At 73.0% G+C, this 25266-nt stretch carries 21 protein-coding genes; 10 read left to right on the forward strand and 11 right to left on the reverse strand.

Annotated features, from left to right (window positions below):
- Window positions 1–32 precede the first annotated feature (32 nt).
- Window positions 33–446: a DUF4395 domain-containing protein gene (locus tag FHX73_RS25500; protein WP_145907331.1), complete on the forward strand. Its 414-nt coding sequence runs from the start codon at window positions 33–35 to the stop codon at window positions 444–446.
- Here the strand turns inward: FHX73_RS25500 and FHX73_RS25505 are convergent.
- Both FHX73_RS25505 and FHX73_RS25510 read right to left on the reverse strand, forming a co-directional pair.
- A complete protein-coding gene (locus FHX73_RS25505) occupies window positions 431–1198 on the reverse strand; it encodes an SDR family NAD(P)-dependent oxidoreductase (protein WP_145907332.1) in 768 nt (255 codons plus the stop codon). The genes FHX73_RS25500 and FHX73_RS25505 overlap by 16 nt on opposite strands.
- Before the next feature lie 372 nt (window positions 1199–1570).
- Complete coding sequence (locus FHX73_RS25510; protein ID WP_145907334.1) at window positions 1571–3529, reverse strand: putative Ig domain-containing protein; 1959 nt, start codon at window positions 3527–3529, stop codon at window positions 1571–1573.
- Window positions 3530–3863: 334 nt separating this feature from the next.
- Here FHX73_RS25510 and FHX73_RS25515 point away from each other — a divergent pair, with 334 nt between their 5' ends.
- Entirely contained in the window at window positions 3864–4901 is a 1038-nt protein-coding gene (locus FHX73_RS25515) for a TIGR03617 family F420-dependent LLM class oxidoreductase (RefSeq protein ID WP_246213709.1), read from the forward strand.
- Between the two features lie 106 nt (window positions 4902–5007).
- Here the strand turns inward: FHX73_RS25515 and FHX73_RS25520 are convergent, their stop codons facing one another.
- The 3 genes from FHX73_RS25520 to FHX73_RS25530 all read right to left on the reverse strand — a co-directional run bounded on the left by FHX73_RS25520 (window position 5008) and on the right by FHX73_RS25530 (window position 10470).
- Window positions 5008–5808, reverse strand: a complete 801-nt coding sequence (locus FHX73_RS25520; RefSeq protein ID WP_145907336.1) for a class I SAM-dependent methyltransferase — start codon at window positions 5806–5808, stop codon at window positions 5008–5010.
- Window positions 5809–5906: 98 nt separating this feature from the next.
- Complete coding sequence (locus FHX73_RS25525) at window positions 5907–7724, reverse strand: SpoIIE family protein phosphatase (protein WP_170305023.1); 1818 nt, start codon at window positions 7722–7724, stop codon at window positions 5907–5909.
- Between the two features lie 73 nt (window positions 7725–7797).
- Window positions 7798–10470 (reverse strand): glycoside hydrolase family 31 protein, encoded by a 2673-nt coding sequence (locus FHX73_RS25530; RefSeq protein WP_342795318.1) that lies wholly within the window; start codon window positions 10468–10470, stop codon window positions 7798–7800.
- Window positions 10471–10663: 193 nt separating this feature from the next.
- Between FHX73_RS25530 and FHX73_RS25535 the strand changes: the two genes are divergently transcribed.
- The gene (locus tag FHX73_RS25535; protein ID WP_145907339.1) at window positions 10664–10987 is read left to right on the forward strand and encodes an SHOCT domain-containing protein; all 324 of its coding nucleotides are present in this window, start codon (window positions 10664–10666) and stop codon (window positions 10985–10987) included.
- Here FHX73_RS25535 and FHX73_RS25540 read toward each other — a convergent pair.
- From FHX73_RS25540 to FHX73_RS25550, 3 genes are all read right to left on the reverse strand, one after another.
- Entirely contained in the window at window positions 10984–12246 is a 1263-nt protein-coding gene (locus tag FHX73_RS25540; RefSeq protein WP_170305024.1) for a recombinase family protein, read from the reverse strand. The genes FHX73_RS25535 and FHX73_RS25540 overlap by 4 nt on opposite strands.
- 166 nt (window positions 12247–12412) lie before the next feature.
- Window positions 12413–13192, reverse strand: a complete 780-nt coding sequence (locus FHX73_RS25545) for a helical backbone metal receptor (RefSeq protein WP_145907342.1) — start codon at window positions 13190–13192, stop codon at window positions 12413–12415.
- A 36-nt stretch (window positions 13193–13228) separates the two neighbouring features.
- Entirely contained in the window at window positions 13229–14257 is a 1029-nt protein-coding gene (locus FHX73_RS25550; RefSeq protein ID WP_145907344.1) for a bile acid:sodium symporter family protein, read from the reverse strand.
- 125 nt (window positions 14258–14382) lie between these two features.
- Here FHX73_RS25550 and FHX73_RS25555 point away from each other — a divergent pair, with 125 nt between their 5' ends.
- Entirely contained in the window at window positions 14383–15270 is an 888-nt protein-coding gene (locus FHX73_RS25555; RefSeq protein WP_145907346.1) for a LysR substrate-binding domain-containing protein, read from the forward strand.
- Between the two features lie 60 nt (window positions 15271–15330).
- On the opposite strand, the gene FHX73_RS25560 is transcribed toward FHX73_RS25555, so the two are convergent.
- Window positions 15331–15966, reverse strand: coding sequence for a cyclodehydratase (locus FHX73_RS25560; protein ID WP_145907348.1), 636 nt, complete (start codon window positions 15964–15966; stop codon window positions 15331–15333).
- 350 nt (window positions 15967–16316) lie between these two features.
- Between FHX73_RS25560 and FHX73_RS25565 the strand changes: the two genes are divergently transcribed.
- Complete coding sequence (locus FHX73_RS25565; RefSeq protein WP_145907350.1) at window positions 16317–17672, forward strand: amino acid permease; 1356 nt, start codon at window positions 16317–16319, stop codon at window positions 17670–17672.
- A gap of 45 nt (window positions 17673–17717) precedes the next feature.
- Window positions 17718–18680 carry a non-homologous end joining protein Ku gene (ku, locus tag FHX73_RS25570; RefSeq protein WP_145907351.1) on the forward strand — a complete coding sequence of 321 codons (963 nt, stop codon included), beginning with the start codon at window positions 17718–17720 and terminating at the stop codon, window positions 18678–18680.
- On the opposite strand, the gene ligD is transcribed toward ku, so the two are convergent.
- The gene (gene ligD / locus FHX73_RS25575) at window positions 18681–19574 is read right to left on the reverse strand and encodes a non-homologous end-joining DNA ligase (protein WP_145907353.1); all 894 of its coding nucleotides are present in this window, start codon (window positions 19572–19574) and stop codon (window positions 18681–18683) included. It lies immediately after the preceding gene.
- 79 nt (window positions 19575–19653) lie between these two features.
- On the opposite strand from ligD, the gene FHX73_RS25580 reads away from it, so the two are divergent.
- The gene (locus FHX73_RS25580; protein ID WP_145908523.1) at window positions 19654–20694 is read left to right on the forward strand and encodes a PHP domain-containing protein; all 1041 of its coding nucleotides are present in this window, start codon (window positions 19654–19656) and stop codon (window positions 20692–20694) included.
- 49 nt (window positions 20695–20743) lie between these two features.
- Here the strand turns inward: FHX73_RS25580 and FHX73_RS25585 are convergent, their stop codons facing one another.
- Entirely contained in the window at window positions 20744–21700 is a 957-nt protein-coding gene (locus FHX73_RS25585; RefSeq protein ID WP_145907354.1) for a hypothetical protein, read from the reverse strand.
- 415 nt (window positions 21701–22115) lie between these two features.
- Here FHX73_RS25585 and FHX73_RS25590 point away from each other — a divergent pair, with 415 nt between their 5' ends.
- From FHX73_RS25590 to FHX73_RS25600, 3 genes are all read left to right on the forward strand, one after another.
- Window positions 22116–23330, forward strand: coding sequence for a saccharopine dehydrogenase family protein (locus tag FHX73_RS25590; protein WP_145907357.1), 1215 nt, complete (start codon window positions 22116–22118; stop codon window positions 23328–23330).
- A gap of 70 nt (window positions 23331–23400) precedes the next feature.
- On the forward strand, window positions 23401–23808 hold the full coding sequence (locus FHX73_RS25595; protein ID WP_145907360.1) for a DUF4259 domain-containing protein: 408 nt from the start codon (window positions 23401–23403) through the stop codon (window positions 23806–23808).
- A 155-nt stretch (window positions 23809–23963) separates the two neighbouring features.
- Complete coding sequence (locus FHX73_RS25600) at window positions 23964–25202, forward strand: hypothetical protein (protein ID WP_145907364.1); 1239 nt, start codon at window positions 23964–23966, stop codon at window positions 25200–25202.
- The last annotated feature ends 64 nt before the right edge of the window (window positions 25203–25266 follow it).

Consider the following 25266-nt stretch of genomic DNA (forward strand, 5'->3'; position numbering starts at 1 on the left):
GCCGGGGGCTGAGCGGTCGTTAGGGTCGGCGGATGGACCTCGGGCTGATCGATCCGCGCGGGCCGCGCTTCGCCGCCGCGCTCACCTCCGTGCTGCTCGCGGCGGTGCTGGTGACCGGTAGCGGGTGGCTGCTGGCCGCGCAGGCGGCGGTGTTCGCGCTCGGGGTGGCGGGGCGCTCGCCGTACGGGTGGCTGTACCGGCGCCTGGTCCGGCCGCGGTTGGGACCGCCCGGCGAGCTGGAGGACCCGCGGCCGCCGCGGTTCGCCCAGGTGGTGGGGCTGGGGTTCGCGCTGGTGGGGGTGGCCGGGTTCGCGGGCGGCCTGCCGTGGCTGGGGTTCGCGGCCGGCGGGCTGGCGTTGGCGGCCGCGTTCCTGAACGCGGCGTTCGGGTACTGCCTGGGCTGCGAGCTCTACCTGGTGGGCCGGCGGCTTCAGCGGGCCAGGTAGCCGCCGTCCACCGGGAGCACCGCGCCGGTGATGAAGGAGGCGGCGTCGGAGGCGAGGAAGGCGATCGCGCGGGCGACTTCCTCCGGCGCGCCGAGCCGGCCCAGCGGGTGGGCGGCCGCCATCTCGGTGAGGTACTCGGGCCCGCCGGGTTCGTCCGCCAGGGCGCGCACCCGCTCGGTGGTGATGGTGCCCGGGGCGACGGCGTTGACCCGGATGCCCTGGGCCGCCCATTCGACGGCGAGGTGCACGGTGAGTCCGGAGGCGACGAACTTGGCCGGGCCGTAGGCGGCTTGGCGGGCCTGGCCGGCCAGGCCGGAGATCGACGAGACGCAGACGATGGCGCCGCCGCCGGTCCGCCGCATCGCCTCGATCGCGTACTTGCAGGTGAGGAACATGCCCTTGCCGTCCACGGCCATGACGTGGTCCCAGTCCTCGGGCGTGGTCTCCAGCACGTCGGAGAGCGGCAGGACACCGGCGTTGGCGACGGCGACGTCGAGCCTGCCGTGCCGCTGGACGGCGGTGGCGACGGCGCGGCGGACGTCCTCGGGGTCGGTGACGTCGGCGGTGGCGGTGCTGAGGCCGGTCTGGGCGAGCTCCCGGTGCAGCGCGGCCAGGCCCGCCGCGTTGACGTCGGTGGCGAGCACCCGGGCGCCGAGCCGCGCGAGGAGGGTGGCGGTGGCCCTCCCGATTCCGCTGGCGGCGCCGGTGACCAGGCAGCTCTTACCGGTGAGGTCGACCAGGGGGATCGTCATGTCCACTGCTCCCTAGGGGCGTTGCCTGCCAGGGGACCATAGCGCGGGTGGGGGCGGGTGCGGGGGAGCGCAGCGGCGTCAAACAAGTTCCAACAGAATCAGTGGTGACTTGTGATGATTAATGTTCTAGCATCTGCGGTGTCCCGCCGAGGTGAAGATCGGCTATCGGTCGCGCCCGACGCTGAGCGCACCGGATCTTGACCGGTGGCGGGAGTGGGAGGCCGCTGAGGGTCGGCCGACCCACCCGCCCAGGGGTTGTCGGTGCGCCGCCCTGACAGACATCGCGCCGACGGCCCCCGGGGGAGCCAGTGGAGAAAAGGCCGCAGGGCCGTGGCGATCGCCACGGCCCTGCGGTTCGTCACTGGTTGAGCGTCAGCTCGCGGTCAGCGCGGTGTCGTCGATCACGAAGCTGGTCTGGGCGGAGGAGGAGTTCTCCACGCCCTTGAACTGCAGGGTGACGCTCTGGCCGGCGTAGGCCGAGAGGTCGTAGGTCTCCTGGACGTAGCCGGAGTTGGCGTTCAGGTTGGAGAAGCTGGCCACGGTGGTGCCGTTGGCGGTCACGGTCAGCTTGTCGGCGGCCGTGGTGCCGGTCTTGGCGGTGTCGATGTGCAGCCAGAAGGAGAAGCTCGCCTTGCAGCCGGCCGGGACGGTGACCGTCTGGGCCAGGGTGTCGGTGTGGGCGGAGCCGTAACCGTCGAGCCAGGCGTCGTAGTTGCCGCTGTGGGCCGGCTCGCTGGTGGTGTCACTGTTGATCACACCGGAGGTCGCGGTCCACGGCGAGGCGGAGCCGGACTCGAAGCCCGCGTTGCCGAGCAGCTGGCCCGGGTTGGCGCAGGAGGTCGCGCCGGCCTCGGTCCAGGTGAAGCTGGTGGAGCCGGTGGCGCCGGTGCCGTCGGTCACCGTGACGGTCACCGAGGAGGAGCCGGAGGCGGTCGGGGTGCCCGAGATCAGACCGGTCGAGGAGTTGATCGACAGGCCGGCCGGCAGGCCGGTGGCCGCGTAGGTCAGGGTCTGGCCGGAGGCCGAGTCCGAGGCGTTGATCTGCAGCGAGGCGGCGGTGCCGACGGTGCCGCTCTGGTTGCCCGGGCCGGTGACGGTGACGGTGTTGCCACCGGTGCCGCCGCCGTGGTTCAGGATCGGGTGCGAGATCGAGCACGCGTTGGTGTCGTTCGACCAGCTCGCCTGCTCGGCGAAGGTGCCGGTGGCGAAGGTGACCATGGCCGCGCCGCCGGTGGTGCCGGGCTTCAGCCAGGCGCACTCGTCGGAGTTCTCCTGGCCGTTGTAGGTGGCGTCACCGGTGTGGTTGGTCCAGCCGCCCGCCGGGTTCTGGTCCGACATCATCTCGTGCCACTCGTGACCCAGGGTCATGGTGTAGCCGTCGAGGGTGCCGGGCGAGTTGACGAAGCCGACGCCGCAGTTGGCGCCCTGGTCGATGTTGTACGGCTGGTTCGAGAAGGCGATGTCGCCGTAGGGCGAGTTCGCCGCACCGCCGGTGAGGGTGGTGTCGCCGTTCCAGTCGTGCCAGGCGCAGTAACCGGTGTTCGGGTCCTGGTAGTTGTCCGGGTCGGTGCCGTGCGGCGACAGGACGATGTAGTACGCGTCGCGGTTCGCGGCGGCCGTGGTGTTGCCGAAGTGGCCGGCGGCGTTGATGGCCTCCTGGGCCAGCTGGTTGCCGGTCGCGGCGGACGGCGAGGCGGCCGAGTTGTCGTACCAGACGCCGGAGAGCACACCGCCGGCCTGGTACGGGATGAAGTTGGCGTTCGCCGGGCAGCTGGTGGCGCCGGAGGCCACGTTCGGGCCGTCGCACCACTGGGTCAGGTCGGCCGACCAGGTCTCGTTGTTGGTGCCGATGCCCTTGAACATCTGCTGGGTCGCACCCGCCGCGCCGGCCGAGTCGCCGGAGAACTTGGCGTTGCCGTTGGCGTCGGTGGTCTGGGTACCCCACTGGGTCCCGTAGAACACCAGGTAGACCTTGGAGTGGCCGCTCTGCACGCCGATGCCGTCGACGCCGCCGCCGTAGGAGAGGGTCTCCGCGCCGGTCGCGGCCGCGGTGGCCTGGTTGGCGAGGATGGAACGGCGGTGCGCCTCGTACGCCTTGACGCCCGGGGCCTTGCTGGCGTTGATCGAGGCGCTGTAGGGGTTGAACTCGTTCTTGACCGTCGAGCCGGCGAAGGCGGCACTGTGGTGCGCCTGGCCCGAGGTGGCGGCCGGAGCGGCAGCGGCCTGGGCCGGAGCGGCCATCATCGACAGGCCGGCGGCGGCCAGCGACAGCGTCGCTATGCCGGTCAGCGCCGCGAACTTCGCGCGGCGCGGGGCGGGGGACTGACCCATGAGGTGTGGGAGCCTCTCTCGTGAACCGACCGTCCACGTGTGGGAACGCGGACTGGTCCCTTGTGGGGAAAGGACGAGCGCATTGCGTGTGGAGGCGGAATCGATTCGGTCAGGAATTGACTGTCCATCACCACAACCGCCTGCTGGTGCTGAAGCAAAGCAGAGTGGGTTAACGCAGGTCAACGGGGAACACTAACGAACTGCTTACATCGTGATATTCGCAGGTCAGAGGCCATGCGAAGTTGAACTTGCGGTGCTGCGGCATTCAGTGAATAGGACTCGGAATACAGTTTCGTATTCGGTTCACGAAACGCCGTCCCGAGGAGGAAAAAACATGACCGAACTGCGTTTGGACGTCACCGCGACCGGTCGGCCCACCGGCGCGCCCGAGTTGGCGGCCGCCGCGGAGCACCGTGGTCTGGACCGGTTCAGCATGTCGGAGACCACCCACGACCCGTTCCTCCAGCTGGTCCGGGTGGCCGACCGGACCGAACGGATCGAGCTGGCCACCGGAGTCGCGATCGCCTTCGCCCGCACCCCGATGGCGCTCGCCTACCAGGCCTGGGGACTGCACGAACTCTCCGGCGGGCGCGCGGTGCTGGGCCTCGGCTCCCAGGTGAAGCCGCACGTGGTCCGACGGTTCGGCATGCCCTGGGACCGGCCGGCGGCCCGGATGCGCGAGTACGTGGCGGCGGTGCGGGCGATCTGGCACAGCTGGCAGACCGGTGAACGGCTGTCCTTCCGGGGCGACTTCTACACCCACACGCTGATGACCCCGGCCTTCGCCCCCGGGCCGGTGCCGCAGGGCACCCCGCCGATCCTGCTGGCCGGCGTCGGCCCGCTGATGACCGAGGCCGCCGGCGCGGTCGCCGACGGCCTGATCTGCCACCCCTTCGGCTCGGTGGCCTACCTGACGGAGCGCGTGCTGCCCCGGGTGCGGGCCGCCCGGGCCGGGGCCGAGGTGGCCGGGGCGGCCTGGACGCGGCGCCCGTTCGAGGTGGTGGGCAACGTGCTGACCGCCACCGGGCGCACCGAGGAGGAGCTGGCCGCGAACCGCCGCGGGGTGGCGGAGCGGATCGCCTTCTACGCCTCCACGCCGGCCTACCGGGCCGTGCTGGACGCGCACGGCTGGGGCGAGCTGCACGAGCAGCTGCACCGGATGTCGGTGCGCGGGCGCTGGGCGGAGATGGGCGACCTGATCGACGATCAGGTCTTCGACGCCTTCGCGGTGGCCGGCGAGCCGGCCGCCGTCGCCCGGGAGCTGCACCGCCGGTACGCCGGGGTGGTCGACCGGCTCTCGGTGACGGGGCCCGAGGCGGCCGATCCGGCGCCGCTGCTGGACGTGCTGGCCGAGGTCCGGGCGCTGGGCTGACGGGCCGCCGGCTGATGGGGCGCCGGCGGACGGTGGGTCAGCGGACGGCAAGTCAGTGGACGACGGGTCAGCGAGCGGCGGTGACGGCGGCTCAGCGGACAGCGGCTCAGCGGACGGCGGCCGTCATCGCGTCGGTGACGGAGCGCCAGGCCAGGCCCGCCTCGCCGAATCCGGCGGCGATCAGCTGCTCCAGCTGCCACTCGGTGGTGTGGACGTCGCCGTCCTTGTGGTCGCGGTAGACGGCGCTGCGGGCGGCCACCGCCTCGGCCAGCCGCGGGTCCGCGGCCGCCGCCTGCCACCACTCGGCCCAGCTCAGCACGCCGGCCGCCGACTCGGCCTGCTGGCGCCGCTGTTCGGCCGTGCGCACCAGCTCGTTGAGCCGCGGGGTGGCGGGCTGCGGGCAGTGGTCGGCGTTGAGGAAGACGCCGCCGGGGCGGAGCAGCCCGGCCAGGTCGCGGTAGAGCCGCAGCAGGTCGTCGGTGGCCAGCCAGTGCAGCGCGGTGGCTGTCACCACGGCGTCGAACGGGCCCTCGGGCAGCGCGGCGGCCCAGTCGGGGTCGCGCAGGTCGGCGGTGACCAGGGTGAACCGGCCGTCGCCGGCGAAGTGGCCCTCGGCGATGGCGAGCAGGGCCAGGTCCAGGTCGACGCCGACGCTGCTCGCACCGGGCAGCCGGGCGAGCAGCCGCTCGGTGATGCTGCCGGTGCCGCAGGCCAGGTCGAGCACCCGGGCGTGCGGGCCGCCCACGGCCTCGACCAGGTCGATCATCACCCGGAACCGCTCCTCGCGGTCCGGGAGGTACCAGCCCTGCTGGGCGTCCCAGCTGCGCTGCCAGTCGTCCCAGTAGGCGCGGTCGGCGGCCGCGGTGCCGGCGGTCGTGCTGGTGCTGGTGGTCTTGGTGCTGGACATGGCTCTCCCCCTGAGATCCGGTAAGGACCCTGCCCGGTCGGCAGGTGTTACAAAGCTTGGCGCATGCGTGAGTAACAGGCAAGAGCCATTTTCATCTCTTACGTGGGCCCCGTGCCGCTCCAGCGGGCGGCGAGCACCGCCACGTCGTCCTCGCCGTGACCGGCCGCCAGGCCGGTGAGCGCGGTGTCGATCAGGTGCTCCAGCGGAGCGGCCGGGTCGAGTGGGAGCGCGCACAGCGCGGCGAGGCACTCCTCGATGTCGATGCCGCGCCGCTCCACCAGCCCGTCGGTGTAGAGCAGCACGGTGCTGTCCGCGTCGAACGGCACGGTGACGCACCGGTAGCCGCCAAGCCCCGCGCCCAGCGGCGGGCCCACCGGTGGCGGGACCAGCCGGGCGGGTCCGGTCCGGCCGAGCAGCAGCGGGGGCAGGTGGCCCGCGCTGGCCAGCGTGCAGGTGCCGGCCGGCGGATCGAGCAGGGCCAGCACGCAGGTCGCCACCCGCTCCGGCGCCAGCGCCTCGACGATCCGCGCGGCCTCGTCGAGGATTCCGCTCGGGGAGCGGCGCTGCAGCGCGAGCGCGCGGATCAGCGAGCGGTACTCGCTCATGGTGGCCGCCGCGTCCAGGCCGTGGCCCATCACGTCACCCACCACCAGCAGGGTCCGTCCGCCGGGCAGCGCGACCGTGTCGTACCAGTCGCCGCCGACCTCGGCCGTGGCGCCGGCCGGCAGGTAGCGGATCGCGCAGGCCACGTCGGGGTGCGGGGACATCGGCTCGGAGAGCAGGGCCCGTTGCAGGGCCAGCGCGGTCTCGTGCTCGCGGGCGTAGCGCTGGGCGTTGCCGATCCCGGAGCCGGCCCGCTCGGCAAGTTCGGCGATCAGCGCCACCTCGTCCGGGGTGAACCCGGGGGCGGCGCCGGTGCGGCCCAGTGAGACCACGCCGAGCACCGTGCCGCCGGCGGTGAGCGGCACGAAGACCGCCGAGTGCAGGTCGAAGCTGCGGTAGAGCGGGAGCCGGTCGGCGTGCGCGGCGGCGCCGCGGATCTCCTCGTCCGTCGCGAAGTTGAGCACCACCGGCGCCGTCGAGGCGACGCAGCGGGCCAGCGCCGAGCCCGGCTGCGGCCGCTGCACGGTGCCTGCCGCGCCGAACAGCCCGCCGGCCCGCATCAGTTCGGGCGTGCCGCTGAGCGCGAGCCGACGCATCATCAGCAGGCCTTCGTGCTGCGAGAGTTGGTGGTCGATCAGGTCCACGGAGGCGATCTCGGCGAGCCGGGGCGCGAGCAGCCGGGCCAGCTCCTGGGCGGCCTGTTCGACGTCCAGGGTGGTGCCGATCCGGGTGGCGGCCTCCTCCAGCAGCGCCAGCCGGGTGCTCGCGCGGTCCAGCGCCTCGCGGATCCGGCGGTCCTCGGTGATCTCCAGGACCATCGCCACCAGGCCGAGCGGGCGCCCGTCCCGGCCGTCCAGGCGGTGGAAGGCGTTGTGCCACCAACGGAGTTCGTCGGGCGGACCGGCCGCGGTGGTGCCGCGCACGGTGTGCGCCCGGGCCCGGCCGTCGGCCAGCACCGTGCGCAGGGTGGCCTCGGCCGCCGCCACGTCGATGTCGGGCACCACCTCGCCGATCCGGCGGCCCACGTGGTCGGTGGCGGGCACGCCGTTGATCGCCGCGAGCACCGGGTTGACGTAGCGGTAGCGCAGGTGCCGGTCGAACACCGCGACGCCGAGCATCGCGTGGTCGAGCACCTGCCGGACCAGGCGGTAGTCGGCCAGCACGGTGGCCAGCGTGCCCGGGTCGGCCGGTGCGGCGGGGTCGGTCAGGGTGGTCAGCAGGCGTGCGGCGGCCCGGTCGTCGAGGAAGGCGAGCGGGTCGGGGCCGGCCGGCGAGCCGGCCCGCTCCGGGGAGAACCGCTGGTCGGGGCCCATGGGTCCGATCATCCCATCGGGGCGGGTCGGGCGCCCCCGCCACCGGAGCGGTGGCGGGGGCGCCCTCGGCGGGTCAGCGGCCCAGGCCGCCCGCGCCCGCGAGCAGCAGCGAGAAGCCGCTGCCGGTGGACTCGGCCGGGGTGGTCAGGTGCACCGTCCCGGTGGCCTGGTCCCAGCTCCAGGCGGAGGCCGGGAGCGGCCGGTGGTCGAGCAGCACCACGGCCGGTGCGGCGCCGACGTGGATGCTGAACCCGTAGGACCGCGCGACCGGCTTGCCGGTGTAGGAGCCGACGCTCGGGCCGACGGTGATCTCGGTGGCGCCGTGGCCCTGGCCGGCCGCCCGGACGGTCACCTGCTGGGTGGCGCTGGCGCCCTGCTGGTAGGCCCGGGTGGTGCCGTCGTCCTCGTAGAGGCTGAACTGCGAGTCGCCCTGGGCGTAGATGTCGTAGTCCAGCTTCGAGGTGTCCCGGGTCTGCCAGGAGAGCGTGCCCTGCGGCCACATCGGCACGACCGCACCCGCCTTCACGAAGAGCGGCAGGGTGTCGAGCGGGGCCTGGTAGCCGTTGATCGTGGTCGGGCCCTGGTAGGTCTTGCCGGTCCAGTAGTCCACCCAGGTGCCGGCCGGCAGGTAGATGCCGTTGCGGGTGTTCGAGGAGTCGTAGACCGGGGCGACCAGGAAGTCGTCGCCGCTGAGGAACTCGTACTTGGCCGCGTCGCCCCAGGTGTTGGGGTCGTTCGGGTAGTCCAGCACCAGCGGGCGGACCGCGCCGACACCGCTCCGGTGGGCCTGGGCGGCCAGCGTGTAGAGGTAGGGCAGCAGCCGCTCCTTGAGCTGGAGGTACTTGTTGTTGACCGAGGTGTAGGGCTCGCCGAACTGCCAGGGCTGCTTGTCGGTGGCCGCCCAGCCGTCCATGGTCATGATCGTCGGGATGAAGGTCTTCCACTCCAGGTCCCGGGTCTCCACCCGGGGGTCGGAGCCGAAGATCCCGCCGACGTCACCGGTGTCGTAGGCGATGCCGGACATGGTGGCGCCCGCGTAGGTCGGGATCTGCCAGCGCACGTAGTCGTAGGTGCCGGTCTGGTCGCCGCTCCAGAGCACGCCGCAGCGCTGCGCGCCGGCCCAGGAGACCGGCAGCCAGACGAAGCCGCGGGCGTCGCTGTTCTGCTCGATGCCCTGCTTGGCCTGCATGCAGCCGTCCAGCGCGAACTGGTAGCCGGGGCCGACCCAGCCGACGTCCAACTTCCTCACCCGCACGCCCGCCTGGACCTCCTGGCCCTGGTTGGGCAGGCCGGTGGAGGTCCACAGGCCGAGCTGCATGTGGTGGTCGCGCAGGCCCTGGCCGACCTGCTGGAGGTTCTCGTAGCCGCAGCCGTAGCCGTCGTTGACCAGCATCCAGCCGAGCGGGGTCTGGTTGGCGGTGTAGCCGTCGGCCACCTTGAGGGCGTCCAGGGTGTGGCGCTGACCGCGGTTGGCGTTGTTCAGGTAGCAGTCCGAGTCGCCCGGCTCCAGGCCGTAGACCGGCGGCATGAACGGCTTGCCGACCAGGTCGGTGTACTGGCCGATCACCGTCTTCAGGTCCGGCTTGCCCGGGCTGGCCATGAACCAGCCGTCGAACCGGCTCTCCTGCTCCGAGGTGCGCACCGGGTCGCCGAAGTCGTAGAGGCCCGGGGCGAAGGTGTCGCGGAAGACGCCGTAGCCGTTGGAGGAGAGGTAGAAGGGCTGGGAGTTGTTGTAGCCGCCCTCGTTCCAGTTGTAGTCGTTGGCCACGTGCACGCTCTGGTCGCGGTGCGAGAGGCTGCCGTTCTGCTCGCCGGCGCCGAAGAACTGCTCCTGCGGGCCGCGGGCCAGGGTCTGCTGCATCGCGTCGGCGGTCCAGGTCAGGCCGCGGGTCTCCTGCCAGACCACGGTGCGGTTGTCGGCGCGGTAGAGGGCGAACCGCAGCGGGTTCTTGTAGGCCCGCAGGGTGAGGTCCTTGGTGCCGATGCCCCAGTAGTCGCCGTGGTCGAACTGCCTGGTGTCCTTGCTGGTTGACGGCGGGTCAGGGATCATCTCCTTGCCGCCGGGGTCGGTGAAGGTGCCGTCCGGGGCGAGCTGGAGCCGGAACACGTCGGCGCTGGTGAAGTCGATCCGGGCCACTGCCTTGCCCGCCTGGATCGCGTAACTCCCGTCCGCCGCGCGGCTGATGGCGGTGGCCTTGCCGACCGTGGTGGCCTGCGGGATGGTCGCGGTGGCGGTGTAGCCGGAGTTGGTCACCGAGTAGGGGACCACCAGCACGTGGTAGGTGCCCGAGGCGTTCGGGATCACCGCGACCGAGGGGTCGGCGCCCATCGCGGCCTCGGCCACCTCGTGGCCGGTGGTGTCGTAGATGTAGAGGTCGAACTCCATCGTCGGATCGGGCCACTTGATGGAGACCGGCACGCCGCCGTCCGGGTCGTCGGCCCAGTGGCTCGCCGGGACGTCGACGGTGAGGTCGAAGTGGTCGCAGGTCTGGCCGGTCGGGTCCTGGGCCTGCGTCGGGCAGTGCGAGGGGTCGGGGACGGAGCCGCTGGCGTAGCTGTGGCCCTGCCAGTCGACCTCGTGGGTGCCGTTGAGGGCCAGGGTGCCGGCGGACGGCGTGGCCGCCCGGGCGGGGAGTTGGCCGCCGAGCAGTGCGCAGAGCACCGCGAGTACGGCGGTCAGCGCGGCCAGTGGCCAGCGGCCGGGGGTGGGCGGTGCAGTGGTGGAGCGGCGGGGCGGGGTGCGCATGCCACCTCCAGGGGCACGAGGGTGAGGTGATCATGACAGCCAAGCAAGCATGAGAACTTGGTGAGAGGGCCGTCTGGGGGAGGCTAGCAGTCCATTTCTGCGCGTTCAATGCTGCTGTGCGCACGAACGCGCAGCCGTCTCAGGGTCAGGAGCGCACACTGGAAGGTGATCGGTCGAGGAGAGGCGGCGTGAGATGTTCGTTCGCCACTACCACCACTTCGGTGGACACGTCGGTTGGGGACCGGGGTTCTGGCTGTTCGCGGTCGGCCTCGGGCTACTGGTGGTGCTGCTGGTGGTGCTGATCGTGCTGGCCCTGCGCTCGCGGGCCGGCCACGGCGCCCACCCGCTGGCCGCACCCGGCGGCGGGAGCTGGGGCGGCCCGGCGCCGACCGCTCGGCCACCCGGCCAGGAGGCCGAGCGGATCCTGGCGGAGCGGTACGCGCGGGGGGAGTTGGACGACGAGGAGTACCAGCGCAGACTCCGCACCCTGCGCGAACCGCCAGGAGGTGACGGCTAGTCGGTGAACGGCCGGCGGGGCAGCAGCTCGATCCGGGTCGGGTCGAAGACGCTGCGGCTGGTCGAGGAGGGCCCGATCCGGATGCAGGAGAAGAAGTGCCGGAAGACCGCGGCCCGGCGGGTCGGACTCAGTCTGGACCAACCGAACCGGGCCGCCTCGCCGACCGGCACACCGTCCAGCGCGGGCTCGTCGAGCGCTTCGAGCAGGGCGATCGCCCGCTCCGCGACATGGCTCTCCAGCGACTCGGCGGCGATGTGCCGCGAGCAGTGCTCCGCCTCCAGGCTGCTGTTGGAGGTGCAGGCGTAGGTCGGGTAGCCGCCGATCGCGGAGCCCACCATGTGCCGCTCGCACCGGGTGCAGCGCAGCAGCGAGGTCAGCGGGTAGTCGCGCCGCGGCCGCCGGCCCGCCTCCTGGGCCTGCGCCCGGTCGGCCCGCACCTGTTGGGCGGCCTCCCACTCCTGGACGCTGACGCACGGCGGCCAGTCCGCCGTCACGTACCCGCCGTCCGCCGTGCGCACCACCCCGCCGTCCTGCACCCGCAGCCCCGCGTACCGGGGTGCCTCGATCAGCCGGCCGACCCCGCTCACCGTCCAGCGATTGCCGTAGGCGGTGGGGATCTGACGGTCGTTCAGATCGAGCGCCAGGGAGCGCAGCGAATCACCCGCCAGGAAGCGGGCGAAGAGCTCGCGGACCACCTCGGCCTCCGCCTCGATCACCTCCGTCATCCCCGGCGCGTAGCCGAACCTGCGCAACCCGCCGCCGTGCGTGCGCCCTTCGGCCGCCGCCTGCCGGTGCGCCTTTCGGGCCCGGGTGGAGGCCTGCCGGGCCGCCTGGCAGGCGCGCTCGGCCCGGCGCAGCGCGGCGGTGCGCACCGCCGGGTCGTTCAGGTCGGCCGGGTGGCCGTGCAGGTGGATCCGCTGCTCCTCGGCGAGCGCGAGCAACTCGGCGAAGGCGCACGGCAGGCGGTCGAGCCGGGCGCCGTCCGGCAGCAGCAGGTGCTTCGCCTCGCCGCGCCGCAGCGCCGTCAGCAGCGCGGTCCAACCCGGCGCCTCCTCGGGCGAGTTCGGCGGTCTGGTGTCGGTGAAGACGTGCTGCGCGCCGAGCGAGAGCCCGAGCGCGGCGGCCTGCTCGCGGGCTTGGCGCACCTGGGTGTCGAGTGCGTCCCGGTGGTCGGGGCGGCCGCCGGAGGTCGGGCGGCTCGGCCAGCAGTAGGCGGCGGCGCGCTCCGCCGACTCGCTGCCGGGGGTGGGTACGGGCACGGGCTGTTCCTTGAACTGGTCCTCGTAGTGGGCCTCGTCGTCCGACCAGGACGGCCGTGATGGCGCATGGCAGGGGAAGGCTGCGCCGGAGCCGACAGGCAAGGGCACCCTAAGGAAGGCTAGCCTAGCCTCATTCGTCGGTCTGGGGGAGGGCGATGGGCCGGATTCACCGCAATTGGCAGTCGGCGAGTTGCGCGCGTAGAACGGACGGGGCCGTCACCAGTGAAGGCCCGTACCAGGTGAGGTGACGTCCGCTCACCAAGGCGGCCGGGACGCCGGGGAACGCCTCCGGGCCGTCCGCCGCGGTGAAGCGGTACGGCTCGTCGGGCAGCACCACCAGATCGCTTGCCCGATCCCGCAACTCGGCCAGCGGGACGGCGGGGTAGCGCTCGGGGTGGTCCGCGTAGGCGTTGCGCACGCCGAGTCGGCGCAGCAGGTCGCCGGCGAAGGTGTCACGGCCGAGCACCATCCAGGGGCGGCGCCAGATCGGGACGACGGCGGTGCGCACGGCCACCGCCGGCTCCGGCCCGGCCCACGCCGCGGCCGCCGCGTCCAGCCAGTCCGGGCGGGGCAGCCCGCAGGCCCGGGTGAGCAGCCGGTCCAGCGAGTCGAGCGCCTGGTCGAGGGTGTGGACCTCGGTGACGTACACCGGGACGCCCGCGGCGCGCAGGGCCGCCAGGTCGGGCGCGCGGTTCTCCTCCTCGTTGGCGATCACCAGGTCGGGGGCGAGCGCGCGGACCGCCTGGACGTCCGGGTTCTTGGTCCCGCCGATCCGGGTCACCCGCAGGTCGGCGGGGTGCGTGCACCAGTCGGTCGCGCCGACCAGGAGCTGCGGCGCGGTGGCGGCGACGGCCTCGGTCAGGGAGGGCACCAGCGAGACCACCCGGGCCACCGGGCGCGGCAGCCGGACGGGGTGCCCGAGGTCGTCGGTCAGCTGAGTCGCCATCGGGTCCGACGATACGTCACCTGCCACGGCGTCACGTCAGGTCAGCGCGGGCACCCGGGCGGCGTCCTGCGGCTCGGCCGCCGCCGCCCGGGCACCCCAGCGCCGGGCCAGCACCGCGCACACCATCAACTGCACCTGGTGGAAGAGCATCAGCGGCAGCACCAGCGCCCCCGCCGCCGCGCCCGGGAAGAGCACGCTGGCCATCGGCACCCCGCTGGCCAGGCTCTTCTTCGAACCGCAGAAGACGAGGACGACCACGTCCGCGCGGGCGAAGCCCAGCCGCCGGCCGAGCAGCAGGGTGGCGCCGAGCACCAGTGCCAGCAGCGCCGCCTCCACCAGCAGGAGCGCTCCCAGCCGGGGCAGCGAGAGCATCCCCCACACCCCGCCGACCACGGCCGCGCCGAACGCGCTGTAGACCACCAGCAGGATCGACCCCCGGTCGACCAGTCCGAGCACGGCGCGGTGCCGGCGCATCGGCCCGGCCGTCCAGCGCCGGGTCAGCTGCCCCGCCGCGAACGGCAGCAGCAGCTGCTCGGCGATCTGCAGCACCGTGCCCGCCGAGACGCCGCCCTTGGTGTGCAGCAGGAAGGCGGCCAGCAGCGGCGTCAGCACGATGCCGAACAGGCTGGAGAAGGTCGCGCTGCACACCGCGGCCGCCGTGTTGCCGCGGGCGATCGAGGTGAAGGCGATCGAGGACTGCACGGTGGAGGGCAGCAGGGTGAGGAAGAGCAGCCCCTGGTACAGCTGCGGGGTGAGCACCCCCGGGACCAGCAGGCTCGCCGCCACCCCGAGCAGCGGGAAGAGTCCGAAGGTCACCGCGGCCACCACGCCGTGCAGCCGCCACTGCTTCAGCCCCTCCAGGGCCTCCCGGGCGGAGAGCCGGGCGCCGTAGAGGAAGAAGAGCACGGCGACGGCCGCGTCCGCCGCGGTGGCGACGGCCGGTGCGGCCGCGCCGCGGGCCGGGAGCAGCGCGGCCAGGGCGATGGTGGCGAGCAGGGAGGCGATGAACGGGTCGAGGCGGGGGAGCCGGAGGGCGCGGGGGCGGGGCAGGGGTATTCGGGGCATGGGTGCTCCGTGGCGACGGGCGGACCGGGGATGCCCTCAGCCTGCCGCTCACCTGGGTGATTGTGAATCCCGCTCGCCGCACTGACTGTCATCACATTTTGTGATGAGCGTAGTAGAATGAGCGCGTGTTCGACCCGGTTCACCTGCGCTCCTTCCTCGCCGTCGCCCAAACCGGCGGCTTCACCCGTGCCGCCGAGCGCCTCGGGCTGCGCCAGTCGACGGTCAGTCAGCACGTGCGCCGCCTGGAGGAGGCCGCCGACCGCCGGCTCTTCCTGCGCGACACCCACTCCGTCCAGCTGACCGGCGAGGGCGAGGCGATGCTCGGCTTCGCCCGCAGCATCCTGGACGCCCACGAGCAGGCGGTCGGCTACTTCGCCCGGACCCAGGTGCGCGGCCGGGTCCGGTTCGGCGCCTCGGAGGACTTCGTGCACACCGAGCTGCCGCAGGTGCTGCGCGGGTTCCGGCGCAGCAACCCGCAGGTGGACCTGGAGCTCACCGTCGGTCTGAGCGCCGTGCTGTACGAGCAGTTGGCCGACGGGCGGCTCGACCTGGTGCTCGGCAAGCGGGCACCGGGCGAGGAGCTGCCCGGACAGCTGGTCTGGGAGGACCGGCTGGTCTGGATCGGCGCCGAGGACTTCCGCACCGAGGAGCTCCGGGCGGATCCGGGGCAGCCGCTGCCGCTGATCGTCTACCCGCCGCCCAGCTTCACCCGGGCCCGCGCGCTGGAGGCCTGCGAGCGGGACGGGCGGCCGTGGCGGATCGCCTGCACCAGCACCAGCCTCTCCGGCGTGCGGGCCGCCGCGCTGGCCGGGCTCGGCATGGTGCCGCACGCCCGCAGCCTGATCCCGCCCGGCCTGCGCGAGCTGCCGCAGCAGGCGGCGCTGCCGGACCTGGGCACCACCGAGTTCGTCCTCACCAGTGGACGGGTGGCGGCGCGCGGACCGGTGCGGGTGCTGGCCCGGGCCGTCCTCGCGGACGCCTTCCGCCTGCACCGCGCACCGGCCGAGCGCTGACCGGTGACTGCCGGTCGGTGACTGCCGATCGCCGATCGCCAGTCGATCGCTAGTCGATCGCTAGTCGATCGTCGTCGAGCTGAGCACCGTGGCGGCCGCCGGGTAGCAGGCGGTCGGCACGTTCACCGTGAAGAACGCGACCGGCACGGTCGCCGAGAAGGTCAGGCCCGGGTCGCTGTAGCCGGTGCCGCCGAGCGTGGTCTGCACCGTGCCGCCGGACGCGCCCGCCGTGAGGTTCAGGGTGACGGCGGGCAGCGTGAAGGTGCTGCCGCCGGGCAGGGAGTCGTTCACCGTCAGCACCACGTTGCTGCCGCTGACAGACACGGCGGCCTGGCTGATCCCGGAGCCGCCGGAGAGCGACTCGCTGTTCAGCGTGGCGTTCGCCGGGACGGGGATGCTGAGTTGGATGTCGCCGATCGACTGCACGCTGTACCCGCTGACCGAGCTCGGCACGGTCAGCGCGTCCGGCGCCAGCGTGATGCTGAACTGGCTGCCGGCCGCCACCGAGGCGGGCGCGGTGGCGTTGACGCCGGCCGGGAGGTCGAAGTTCTGCGCCGAGCCGAGCGGCGGGGTTGCCTGGCAGGCGTAGTCCACCGGGGTGTCGGCCGCCGAGGCGAGCGGCGCGAGCGGACCGGCGAGGGCGAGGCCGGCGGCGAGCACGATCGAGGCGCGCGAAAGGAGGGACTTCGTTCTCATGGGGGGTTTCTCCTGCTCCGTCGTTCGGTGGGGGAGAGCGGCCGGCCCGGGGGAGTGGGGATTGCCCGGGCCATGCCAGATGGGTTCAGAATGGGCTTATGACTCGCCGGTAACAAGCTTGCCGACAAAGGTGGTTGGACAACTTTCGGCCATTTCCGGACAGTCGGCGGACCTTGGCGTGCGCGTCCGCTGCCGGACCGGACGAGTGATCGTCACCAGTCCCGTTCGCCGCAAGTCTTACGGGCGCTGACCAGGCATGACGGATGATTCCTGGCGATTTTGTGGCAGCTGTCCGTTACGCGACGATTGCCACCGATCCGACGCGGTACCAGGAAAGGCCCACCACCCCCATGCAGACCACCCCGGTCCTCCCACGCCAAGCAGCCGCACCCGCTCGGCGCACGGTCCGCCGGTTCGGCCTGCCGACCGCCACCGCGCTGGTCATGGGCAACATCATCGGCGGCGGCATCTTCATGCTCCCGGCGGCCGTCGCGCCCTACGGCACCGTCAGCCTGCTCGCCTTCGCCGTCCTCACCGTGGGAGCGATCGCCCTCGCCCTGGTCTTCGGCAAGCTCGCCCGCCGCAACCCGCGCACCGGCGGACCCTACGTCTACGCGCGGGAGGCCTTCGGCGACTTCGCGGGGTTCCTGTCCGCCTGGTCGTACTGGATCACCACCTGGGTCAGCAACGCCGCGCTGGCCGTCGCGGCCGTCGGCTACCTCGACGTCCTGCTCCCGATCCAGCACTCGCTGCCGCTGACCATCGGCGCGGCGCTGGTGCTGCAGTGGCTCCCGGCGCTGGCGAACCTGGCGGGCACCCGGTACGTGGGAGCGGTCCAAGTCGTCTCCACCGTCCTCAAGTTCATCCCGCTGGCACTGGTGGCCATCGGCGGGCTGTTCTTCTTCGACCCGTCCAAAGTCGGCCCGTTCGACGCCTCGGGCAGCGGCTGGCTCGGTGGTATGTCGGCCTCGGCGGCGATCCTGCTCTTCAGCTACCTCGGCGTCGAGTCCGCCGCGATGAGCGCCGGCGAGGTCCGCGACCCCGAACGCAACGTCGGCCGGGCCAGCGTGCTCGGCACGGTCGGCGCCGCCGTCGTCTACCTGCTCGGCACCCTCGCCGTCTTCGGCACCGTCGCCCACACCCAACTGGTGCACTCCACCGCCCCGTTCACCGACGCGGTCGACGCCATGTTCGGCGGCTCCTGGGGCGGCACCGCGATCGCCGTCGCAGCCCTCGTCTCGATGACCGGCGCCCTCAACGGCTGGACCCTGCTCGCCGCCCAAGCCCCGTACGCGGCCGCCCGCGACGGCCTCTTCCCGTCCGTCTTCGCCGTCCAGCGCCGCGGCGTCCCGGTCTACGGGGTGCTGATCAGCGTCGGCCTCGCCTCGCTGCTCACCGTCCTCAACTTCGCCTCCGGCGCGAAGGGCGCCTTCGAGATCCTCGTCCTGGTCACCTCCTTCACCGCCACCGTGCCGTACCTCCTCTCCACCGCCGCCCAGCTCTACTGGCTCATCCGCGGCGAGGCCGACCGCGTCAGCCGCGGCCGCCTGGCACGCGACGCGGCCCTGGGGCTCGGCGCGTTCGCCTTCTCGCTCTGGCTGCTCGCGGGTGCGGGGTACGCGGCGGTGTACCAGGGGGTGCTGTTCCTGTTCGCGGGGATCCTGGTCTACGTCTGGATGGCCGGTCGGCGGGCCCGGGCGGCCTGACGGGGCGCACCATGGGGGGACGGGGTGTGGAGCGGAGGTGCGGCGATGGCCAGGCCGATTTGGACGGGCACGTTGAGTTTTGGGCTGGTCGCGGTGCCGGTGGGGTTGTTCTCGGCGACCGAGGACCATGGGGTGCACTTCCGGCAGTTGCAGCGGGGGACGTCGGACCGGGTGCGGAACCAGCGGGTGAACGAGCGGACGGGGGAGGAGGTGGGGTACCGGGACATCGTGAAGGGGTTCGAGCTGGCCGAGGGGGAGTACGTGGTGGTGGAGCCCGAGGAGTTGGACCGGATCTCACCCGGACGGTCCAAGTCGATCGAGATCGGCGGCTTCGTGGACCTGGCCGAGGTGGACCCGATCTACTTCGACAAGACGTACTACCTGGGGCCGCGCGGTGCGGAGTACGCGAAGGTGTACGGGCTGCTGCACCGGGCGCTGGCGGAGACCAACCGGGCCGGGCTGGCGACGTTCGTGATGCGGGGCAAGCAGTACCTGGCGGCGGTGCGGGTGGAGGGCGATGTGCTGGTGCTGCAGACCATGCACTACGCGGACGAGGTGCGTGATCCGCACCGGGAGATCGACAACCTGCCGGAGCAGGCCGTCGAGCCGTCCGGGAAGGAGCTGGCGGTGGCCTGCCAGCTGATCGAGGCGCTGAGCACCGAGTGGGACCCCGAGGCGTACCGCGACGACTACACCGCGCAGGTGCGCGAGCTGGTGGAGGCGAAGCTGGAGGGCAAGGAGGTGGTGACTGCGGAGCCGGCGCCGGAGTCGACCAACGTGGTGGACCTGATGGCGGTGCTGGAGCGGAGCCTGCAGCAGGCGGGGGAAGGGGAGGGAGCGGGGAAGGCGGAGGAGCGGACTCCTGAGCCGGATCTGGACGGCCTCACCAAGGCCGAGCTGTACCGGCTCGCCACCGAGCGGGAGATCCCCGGGCGGTCCTCGATGAACCGGGAGCAGTTGGTGGAGGCCCTGCGTGGCAAGGGGCGCAGGTTGCGCGCCGTGTCCTAGCTAGGGCAGCGCCTTCGCCGTGTCGGGGTCGGCGAGTGCCGCGTGCGGGTCGCCGTCGGCGGCGAGGCGGGTGGCGACCGCTTCCGGGGTGCGGACGAGGTCGGCGGGGCGGCGGGCGGCGGCCAGTTCCGCCCAGGTGAGCGGGGCGGAGACGGACGGGGTCGGGCGGGCGCGCAGGGAGTAGGCGGCGACGGTGGTCTTGGCGCTGTTGTTCTGCGACCAGTCGACGAAGACCCGGCCGGGCCGCAGTTCCTTGGCCATCTGGTCGACCACCAGGGTGGGCAGCGCCTCGCGCAGGCGGCGGGCCAGGTCGCGGGCGTAGCGGCCGGCCGCCTCGGCGGGGGTGGGGTGCAGGGGGACGCTCAGGTGCAGGCCCTTGCTGCCGGCGGTCTTCGGAAAGGCCGTCAGGCCGTCGTCCGCGAGGAGTTGACGGGCCGTCAGGGCAACGACGGCGCACTCCAGCAGGCCGACGCCGTCCCCGGGGTCGAGGTCGATGATCAGGCGGTCGTGCAGGGCCGGATCGGTGTGCCACTGCGGGACGTGGAACTCCAGGCAGCCCAGGTTGGCGGCCCACAGGAGGGTGGGGAGGTCGTCCACCAGCACCTGGGGCATCGTCTCCTGGCGATGGGTCACCTGGAGCCGCGGGACCCAGGAGGGCGCACCCGGCGGTACCCGCTTGGCCCAGAAGCGCTGGCCGTCCACCCCCTCCGGCAGTCGCAGGAAGCTGGCCGGGCGCCCCATCAGCTGTGGCAGCATGGCGGGCGCGACCCGGGTGTAGTAGTGCAGCATCGCGGCCTTGGTGAAGCCGCTGCCGGGGTAGAGCACGCGGTCCAGGTGGGTGAGGCGCAGGCGGCGGCCGGCTACCTCGGTGACGGTGGCCGTCGGATCGGGCATGGCACCGATGGTGGCACCGCGCGCGGCGCGTCGGCCGCGACGCGCGGGCGGGGTGGCCGATGATGTCGGCATGGAGCCGATGGACCCGATCGCGGCCCTGGAGCGGATCGCCTTCCTGCTGGAGCGCGAGCAGGCCTCGACCTACCGGGTGCAGGCCTTCCGCAACGCGGCGGACGCGCTGCGCCCGCGCACCGGGCTGCCCAGGACGGAGGCGGGGCTGGCCGCGCTGCCCGGGGTGGGGCCGGTGACGGCGAAGGTGGTGGCGCAGGCGCTGGCGGGGGAGATCCCGGAGTACCTGGCCGAGGCCGAGTTGCGGGCGCCCGGTGTGCTGCCGGAGCTCTCGGGGGCGGCGGCCGAGCTGCGGGCGGCGCTGCGCGGTGACTGCCACCTGCACTCGAACTGGTCGGACGGGGGCAGCCCGATCGCCGTGATGGCCCGCACCGCTCGTGAACTGGGCCACGAGTGGGCGGTGTTGACGGACCATTCGCCGCGGCTGACGGTGGCGCACGGGTTGAGCGCGGCCCGGTTGCGTGAGCAGCTGGCCCAAGTGGCGGAACTCAAGGTGGAGTTGGCGCCGTTTCGACTGCTGGCCGGGATCGAGTGCGACATCCTGGAGGACGGTTCGCTGGACCAGGAGCCGGAGCTGCTGGCCGAGTTGGACGTGGTGGTGGCCTCGGTGCACTCCAAGCTGCGGATGGCGGCCGGGCCGATGACCCGCCGGCTGCTGGCGGCGGTGGCCAACCCGCTGGTGGACGTGCTGGGCCACTGCACCGGGCGGCTGCTGGGTGCGGAGGGCGGGGTGCGGGGCGGCGGCAAGCCGCGTCCGGAGTCGTCCTTCGACGCCGCGGCGGTGTTCGCCGCGTGTGCGGAGCACGGGACCGCGGTGGAGATCAACTCCCGTCCGGAGCGCCTGGATCCGCCGCTGCGGCTGCTGGGCGAGGCGGTCCGGGCGGGGTGCCTGTTCGCGGTGGACACCGACGCGCACGCGCCCGGCCAGCTGGCCTGGCAGGACTACGGGTGCCTGCGCGCGGCCGAGGCGGGGGTGCCGGCGGAGCGGGTGGTGACGACCTGGACGGCGGACGCGCTGCTGGAGTGGACCCGGACGAGCCGCCGCGGCTGAGCGGGTCCACTCCGTCGAGAGGCCGACCGGATGGCCGGTCAGCGACCGGTCAGGAGGACATCGCGCAGCCGCCGGCCGAGTTGCTCCAGGTCGGCTGCATCGCGAACGAGCCGGTCGGCAGCGAGATGTCGCCCAGGTTCTGCCAGGCGCACAGGTCGCCGTCCTCCTCGCCGTCCGAGGCGACCCAGCCGCTGGACGGCTCCGGGTCGGTCATGCTCTCGGCGTACTCGTGGCCGCCGACGATGCTGAAGCCGTCGAGCTGGTTGGAGACCGAGCCGGCGCCGCAGCTGCTGCCGGCGTCGAGCACGTACGGCATGTTCGTGTAGGACACGTTGCCGTTCCAGTCGTGCCAGGCGCAGAAGCCGCTGTTCGGGAAGCCGTCGGGCGAGGTGCCGCTCGGGCTCATCACGACGATCTGCACGTCGGGGCCGGAGACGCCGAAGTGCTGGGCGCCGACGTTGGCCTCGGCGGCGATGTCGCTCTGCGCGGCGGAGCCGGGGGCGGCCGCGGAGTCGTCGACCCAGGTGCCGCCGAGCACGGCGCCGTTGAAGCTCGGGCCGGAGCCGGTGTTGTCGGTGTACTGCGAGGTGACGGTGGACCAGGTGTCCTGGCCGGTGCCCAGGCCGCTGAACAGGTTGGTCTGGTACTGCTGGACGCCGTTGCTGTCACTGTCCCACTGGTTACCCCAGAACACCAGGTAAACGGTGGGCTGGTGCTCCACCGGACCGCCGCCGTAGGCGAGGTTGCCGGCGTCGGCGGGCCGGGCCGACCGGAAGGCGTTGCCCTTGGCGCCCTTCATCGGGATGACGCCGTGCCGTCCGTGGGTCTCCACCCGCATCACCTGGCCGTGCGTCCTGACCAGGTGCACGTCGCTGGGGGTCGCGGCGCCGGTCGGGGCGGCGGTGCTGGTGGTGGCGCCGGCGACCAGGCCGGCGGCGGCCAGCGCGGCGACGGCCGCGGTGCGGCGCAGGCGGCTGGTGGTGCGGTGTTCGCGCGAGTCGCGCATCCCGTGCTCCTTGTGGGGTTGGGTGGGGCCATCGGAGAGCGCCGCGGCGGGGCGGGGTCCGTCGAGGTCGTCGGTGCGGGAGACCCGCCGGGGTGCCGGGCGTGCAGCGGTGAACGCCGGGTCGCAGTGGCGGCGCGGCGCGCACGAGCGGGGCCGAGCGGCTGGATCCGGTGTACCGAGGCCGGCGTCGTGGGGAGCCGGGGGGCTGCTTCCGGAGCTGCTTGACCGGTGCTCATCAAACAACACCGGGGAACTCCCAGCAAGGGTTCAGGAAGCCTCGCTTCGCAGATTTGGCGAACTGTTGACCATGGCTCAAGGGACCTGCCGGAAGGGCCGGTTGGTGGCTCGTTGACACCCCCGCGGGCCCGCGCCTAGCGTGGGCCGCTCCGACTACCGGCCAGTAGGGATCAGCCCGATGGACACCGAACGCCCCTTTGACCTCGTCCTCTTCGGCGCCACCGGGTTCACCGGCCGGCTCACCGCCGAGTACCTCGCCGCCGCCGCGCCGGCCGGAACCCGGTGGGCGCTGGCCGGCCGCAACCCGCAGCGGCTCGCCGCCGTCCGCCGGGAGCTCGCCGCCGCGCACCCCGATCTGGCCGACCTGCCGCTGCTCACCGCGGACGCCGGCGACCGGGCCGCGCTGCGCGAGGTGGCCGAATCGGCCCGGGTGGTGGTCTCCACCGTCGGCCCGTACCTGCGGCACGGCGAGCCGCTGGTGGCCGCCTGCGCCGAGGCCGGCACCGACTACCTGGACCTGACCGGCGAGCCCGAGTTCGTGGACCGGATGTACCTGCTGCACCACGAGCGCGCGCAGCGCTCCGGCGCGCGGCTGGTGCACTCCTGCGGCTTCGACTCGGTGCCGCACGACCTGGGCGTGCAGTTCACCCTGGCCCAACTGCCGGTGGCCACCGAGGAAGCGAAGGTCAGGGTGCGCGGCTACGTCCGGGCCGGTGGCAGCCCCTCGGGCGGCACCTTCGACTCCGCGCTCACCGCGCTCTCCCGCCCGCGGGCGGCGCTGGCGGCCGGCAAGCAGCGCCGGGCCGCCGAGCAGCGCCCGGCCGGCCGGCGGATCAGCACCTCGACGGACCGGCCGCACCGGTCCGCCGAGGCGCGGGCCTGGGCCTGGCCGCTGCCCACCATCGATCCGCAGGTGGTCGGCCGGTCGGCCGCCGCACTGCCGGAGTACGGGCGCGACTTCCGCTACAGCCACTACGCGGCCGTCCGCCGGCTGCCGGTCGCGCTCGGCGGCACCGCGGCGATCGGGCTGCTCGCGCTCGGCGCGCAGCTGCCGGCGCTGCGCCGGGCGCTCGGGCGGCTGCGCGCGCCGGGCGAGGGGCCGAGCGCCGAGCAGCGCGCCAAGAGCTGGTTCACCGTGCGGTTCGTCGCCGAGGCGGCGGGGGCGACGGTGTACACGGAGGTGAGCGGCGGCGACCCGGGCTACTCCGAGACCGCGAAGATCCTCGCCGAGTCCGCGCTCTGCCTGGCCTTCGACGAGTTGCCGGTGACGGCCGGTCAGCTGACCCCGGCGGTGGCCATGGGGCCGGCGCTGACCGAGCGGCTGCGGGCGGCCGGGATCGGCTTCCGAGTATTCGAACAGCCGCCGGGCGACGCGCCGCGCCGGGCGCTCTGAACAGGGGGACTGTCAGTCCCGGGTGCCAGCATGGCCGGTGATCACTCGAACAGAGCGAGGAGCACCGGCAATGGGCACCTGGGACTTCGGCCCCTTCGACAACGACGACGCGGCCGACTTCGCCGACCGGCTGGACACCGCGGGGCTGGCCGAGCGCGCCGACCTGGTCCGGGCCGCGCTGCGCGCGGTGCTGGCCGAGGCCGGGTACCTGGAGGTCGACCTGGGTGCGGCCGGCGTGGCCGCTGCGGCCCTGGTCGCCGCGCGGTGCCCAGGTGGAGAACCGGTGAATCCGGTGTACGGGCCAAAAGGGGAGATTCCCGGCCTCGGGGGCGATCTGGTCGATCTCGCCGTGCGGGCGCTGGACCGGATCGGCGGCGCCGACTCCGAACTGGCCGAGCTCTGGGCGGAGTCGGGCGAAGGTGAGCGCTGGGCGGAGCGGATAGCGGGATTGCGGGTGGTCCTGGTGAAGGAGCGGTGATGACGGTGCGATACCTTGTCTCCCAGCGAATCTAAAGACCTGGCAAAGGCCGGGTCGGCCAACAGGGGAGATGGACCATCAACACCGCGATAGCGCGGGCCGCCCGCGCCACCCTCGTCACCGCCACCGGAGCTGCGCTGCTGGCGGGCGGTCTGGTGGCCTGCGGCACCGTCAAGGAGCTGAACGCCGCTCAGAAGGTCTCCGCGGCCTTCCAGAAGCTGGGCGAGAGCAAGGACCTCGGGATCAAGCTCTCGCTGGACGTCACTCCGGACCAGCTGACCGCCTACACCAAGGCGACCGGCGAGAAGATGGACCCGAAGGCGGTCCAGGCGCTGGCCGGCCTGTCGATCTCGGTCGGGCTGCACGCCGACAAGCCGCTCAAGGACGTCAAGGCGCTCAACGCGCCCGCCGGCAGCACCCCGGACCCCCAGGCCGAGGCCGAGCTGAAGCAGCTGACGGCCGACTACCTGATCGCCGACCGCACCGGTGCCGCGCTGCTGGAGCTCCGCCAGGTCGGCGGGGTCACCTACCTGCACGGCGACCTGACGGCCGTCGCGAAGCTGACCGGCGAGGACCCGGACCAGATGCGCAAGGGCCTGGACGAGGCGGGCGACCAGCTCGGCCCGATCAAGGACGCGCTGAACGGCGGCTGGGTCGAGTTCGACCCGCAGACGCTCAAGGACTTCGGCGCCAAGGCCGCGGCCGGTGCGTCGGCCGCGCCGGGTGCGCCCTCCGCCGTGCCCTCGGTGGACCCGAAGACCGGGCAGGACGCGTTCAACTCGCTGAAGAACATGCTCAGCGGCGACTTCAGCTTCGAGTCGCTGGGCAAGAAGGACGGCGCGGACGAGATCCGGGTCAGCCTGTCCGTGCGCAAGCTCGCCGAGGACGTGCTGAAGGCCTTCAAGCCGGTGGCCGACAAGCTGCCGAAGGAGGCCGCCGCCGGCTTCCCGACCAGTGTTCCCTCGGACGTGCCGGACAAGACGGTCAGCGCCGAACTCGCCATCAAGAACGGCTCGCTGGCCTCGGCCACCTTCGACCTGGCGCAGCTGGACTCGAAGGCCCCGTCCACCAGCTACCTGCCGCTGAAGTTGGCCTTCGACCAGAGCGCCCCGGCGGTCCAGGCGCCCGCGAACGCCACCAAGCTGACCGAGCAGGACCTGGAGAAGGCCTTCACCGCCATGGCCGGCATGCGGCAGAGCGCCGACGGCTCGGGCGGCGCGGGCGGCCCCGGCGCGCTCCCGGGCACCCCGGCGCCGACGCTGACCGACGCCCAGGTGCAGGAGCTGGCGCAGAAGACCGGTGAGCCGGCCGACTCGATCCGGGCGATGAACCGGCTCGGCTTCGGCTACGACGACATCCTGGCGATGGCCCAGGACGACAACAACCAGGCCTGACACGAGCTCGCCTGACACGAACGTCGCCTGGCGCCGCGTCGACGAACGGGTGCCGCCCGCTCCA

The organism is Kitasatospora viridis (assembly GCF_007829815.1).
Taxonomy (GTDB): Bacteria; Actinomycetota; Actinomycetes; order Streptomycetales; family Streptomycetaceae; genus Kitasatospora; species Kitasatospora viridis.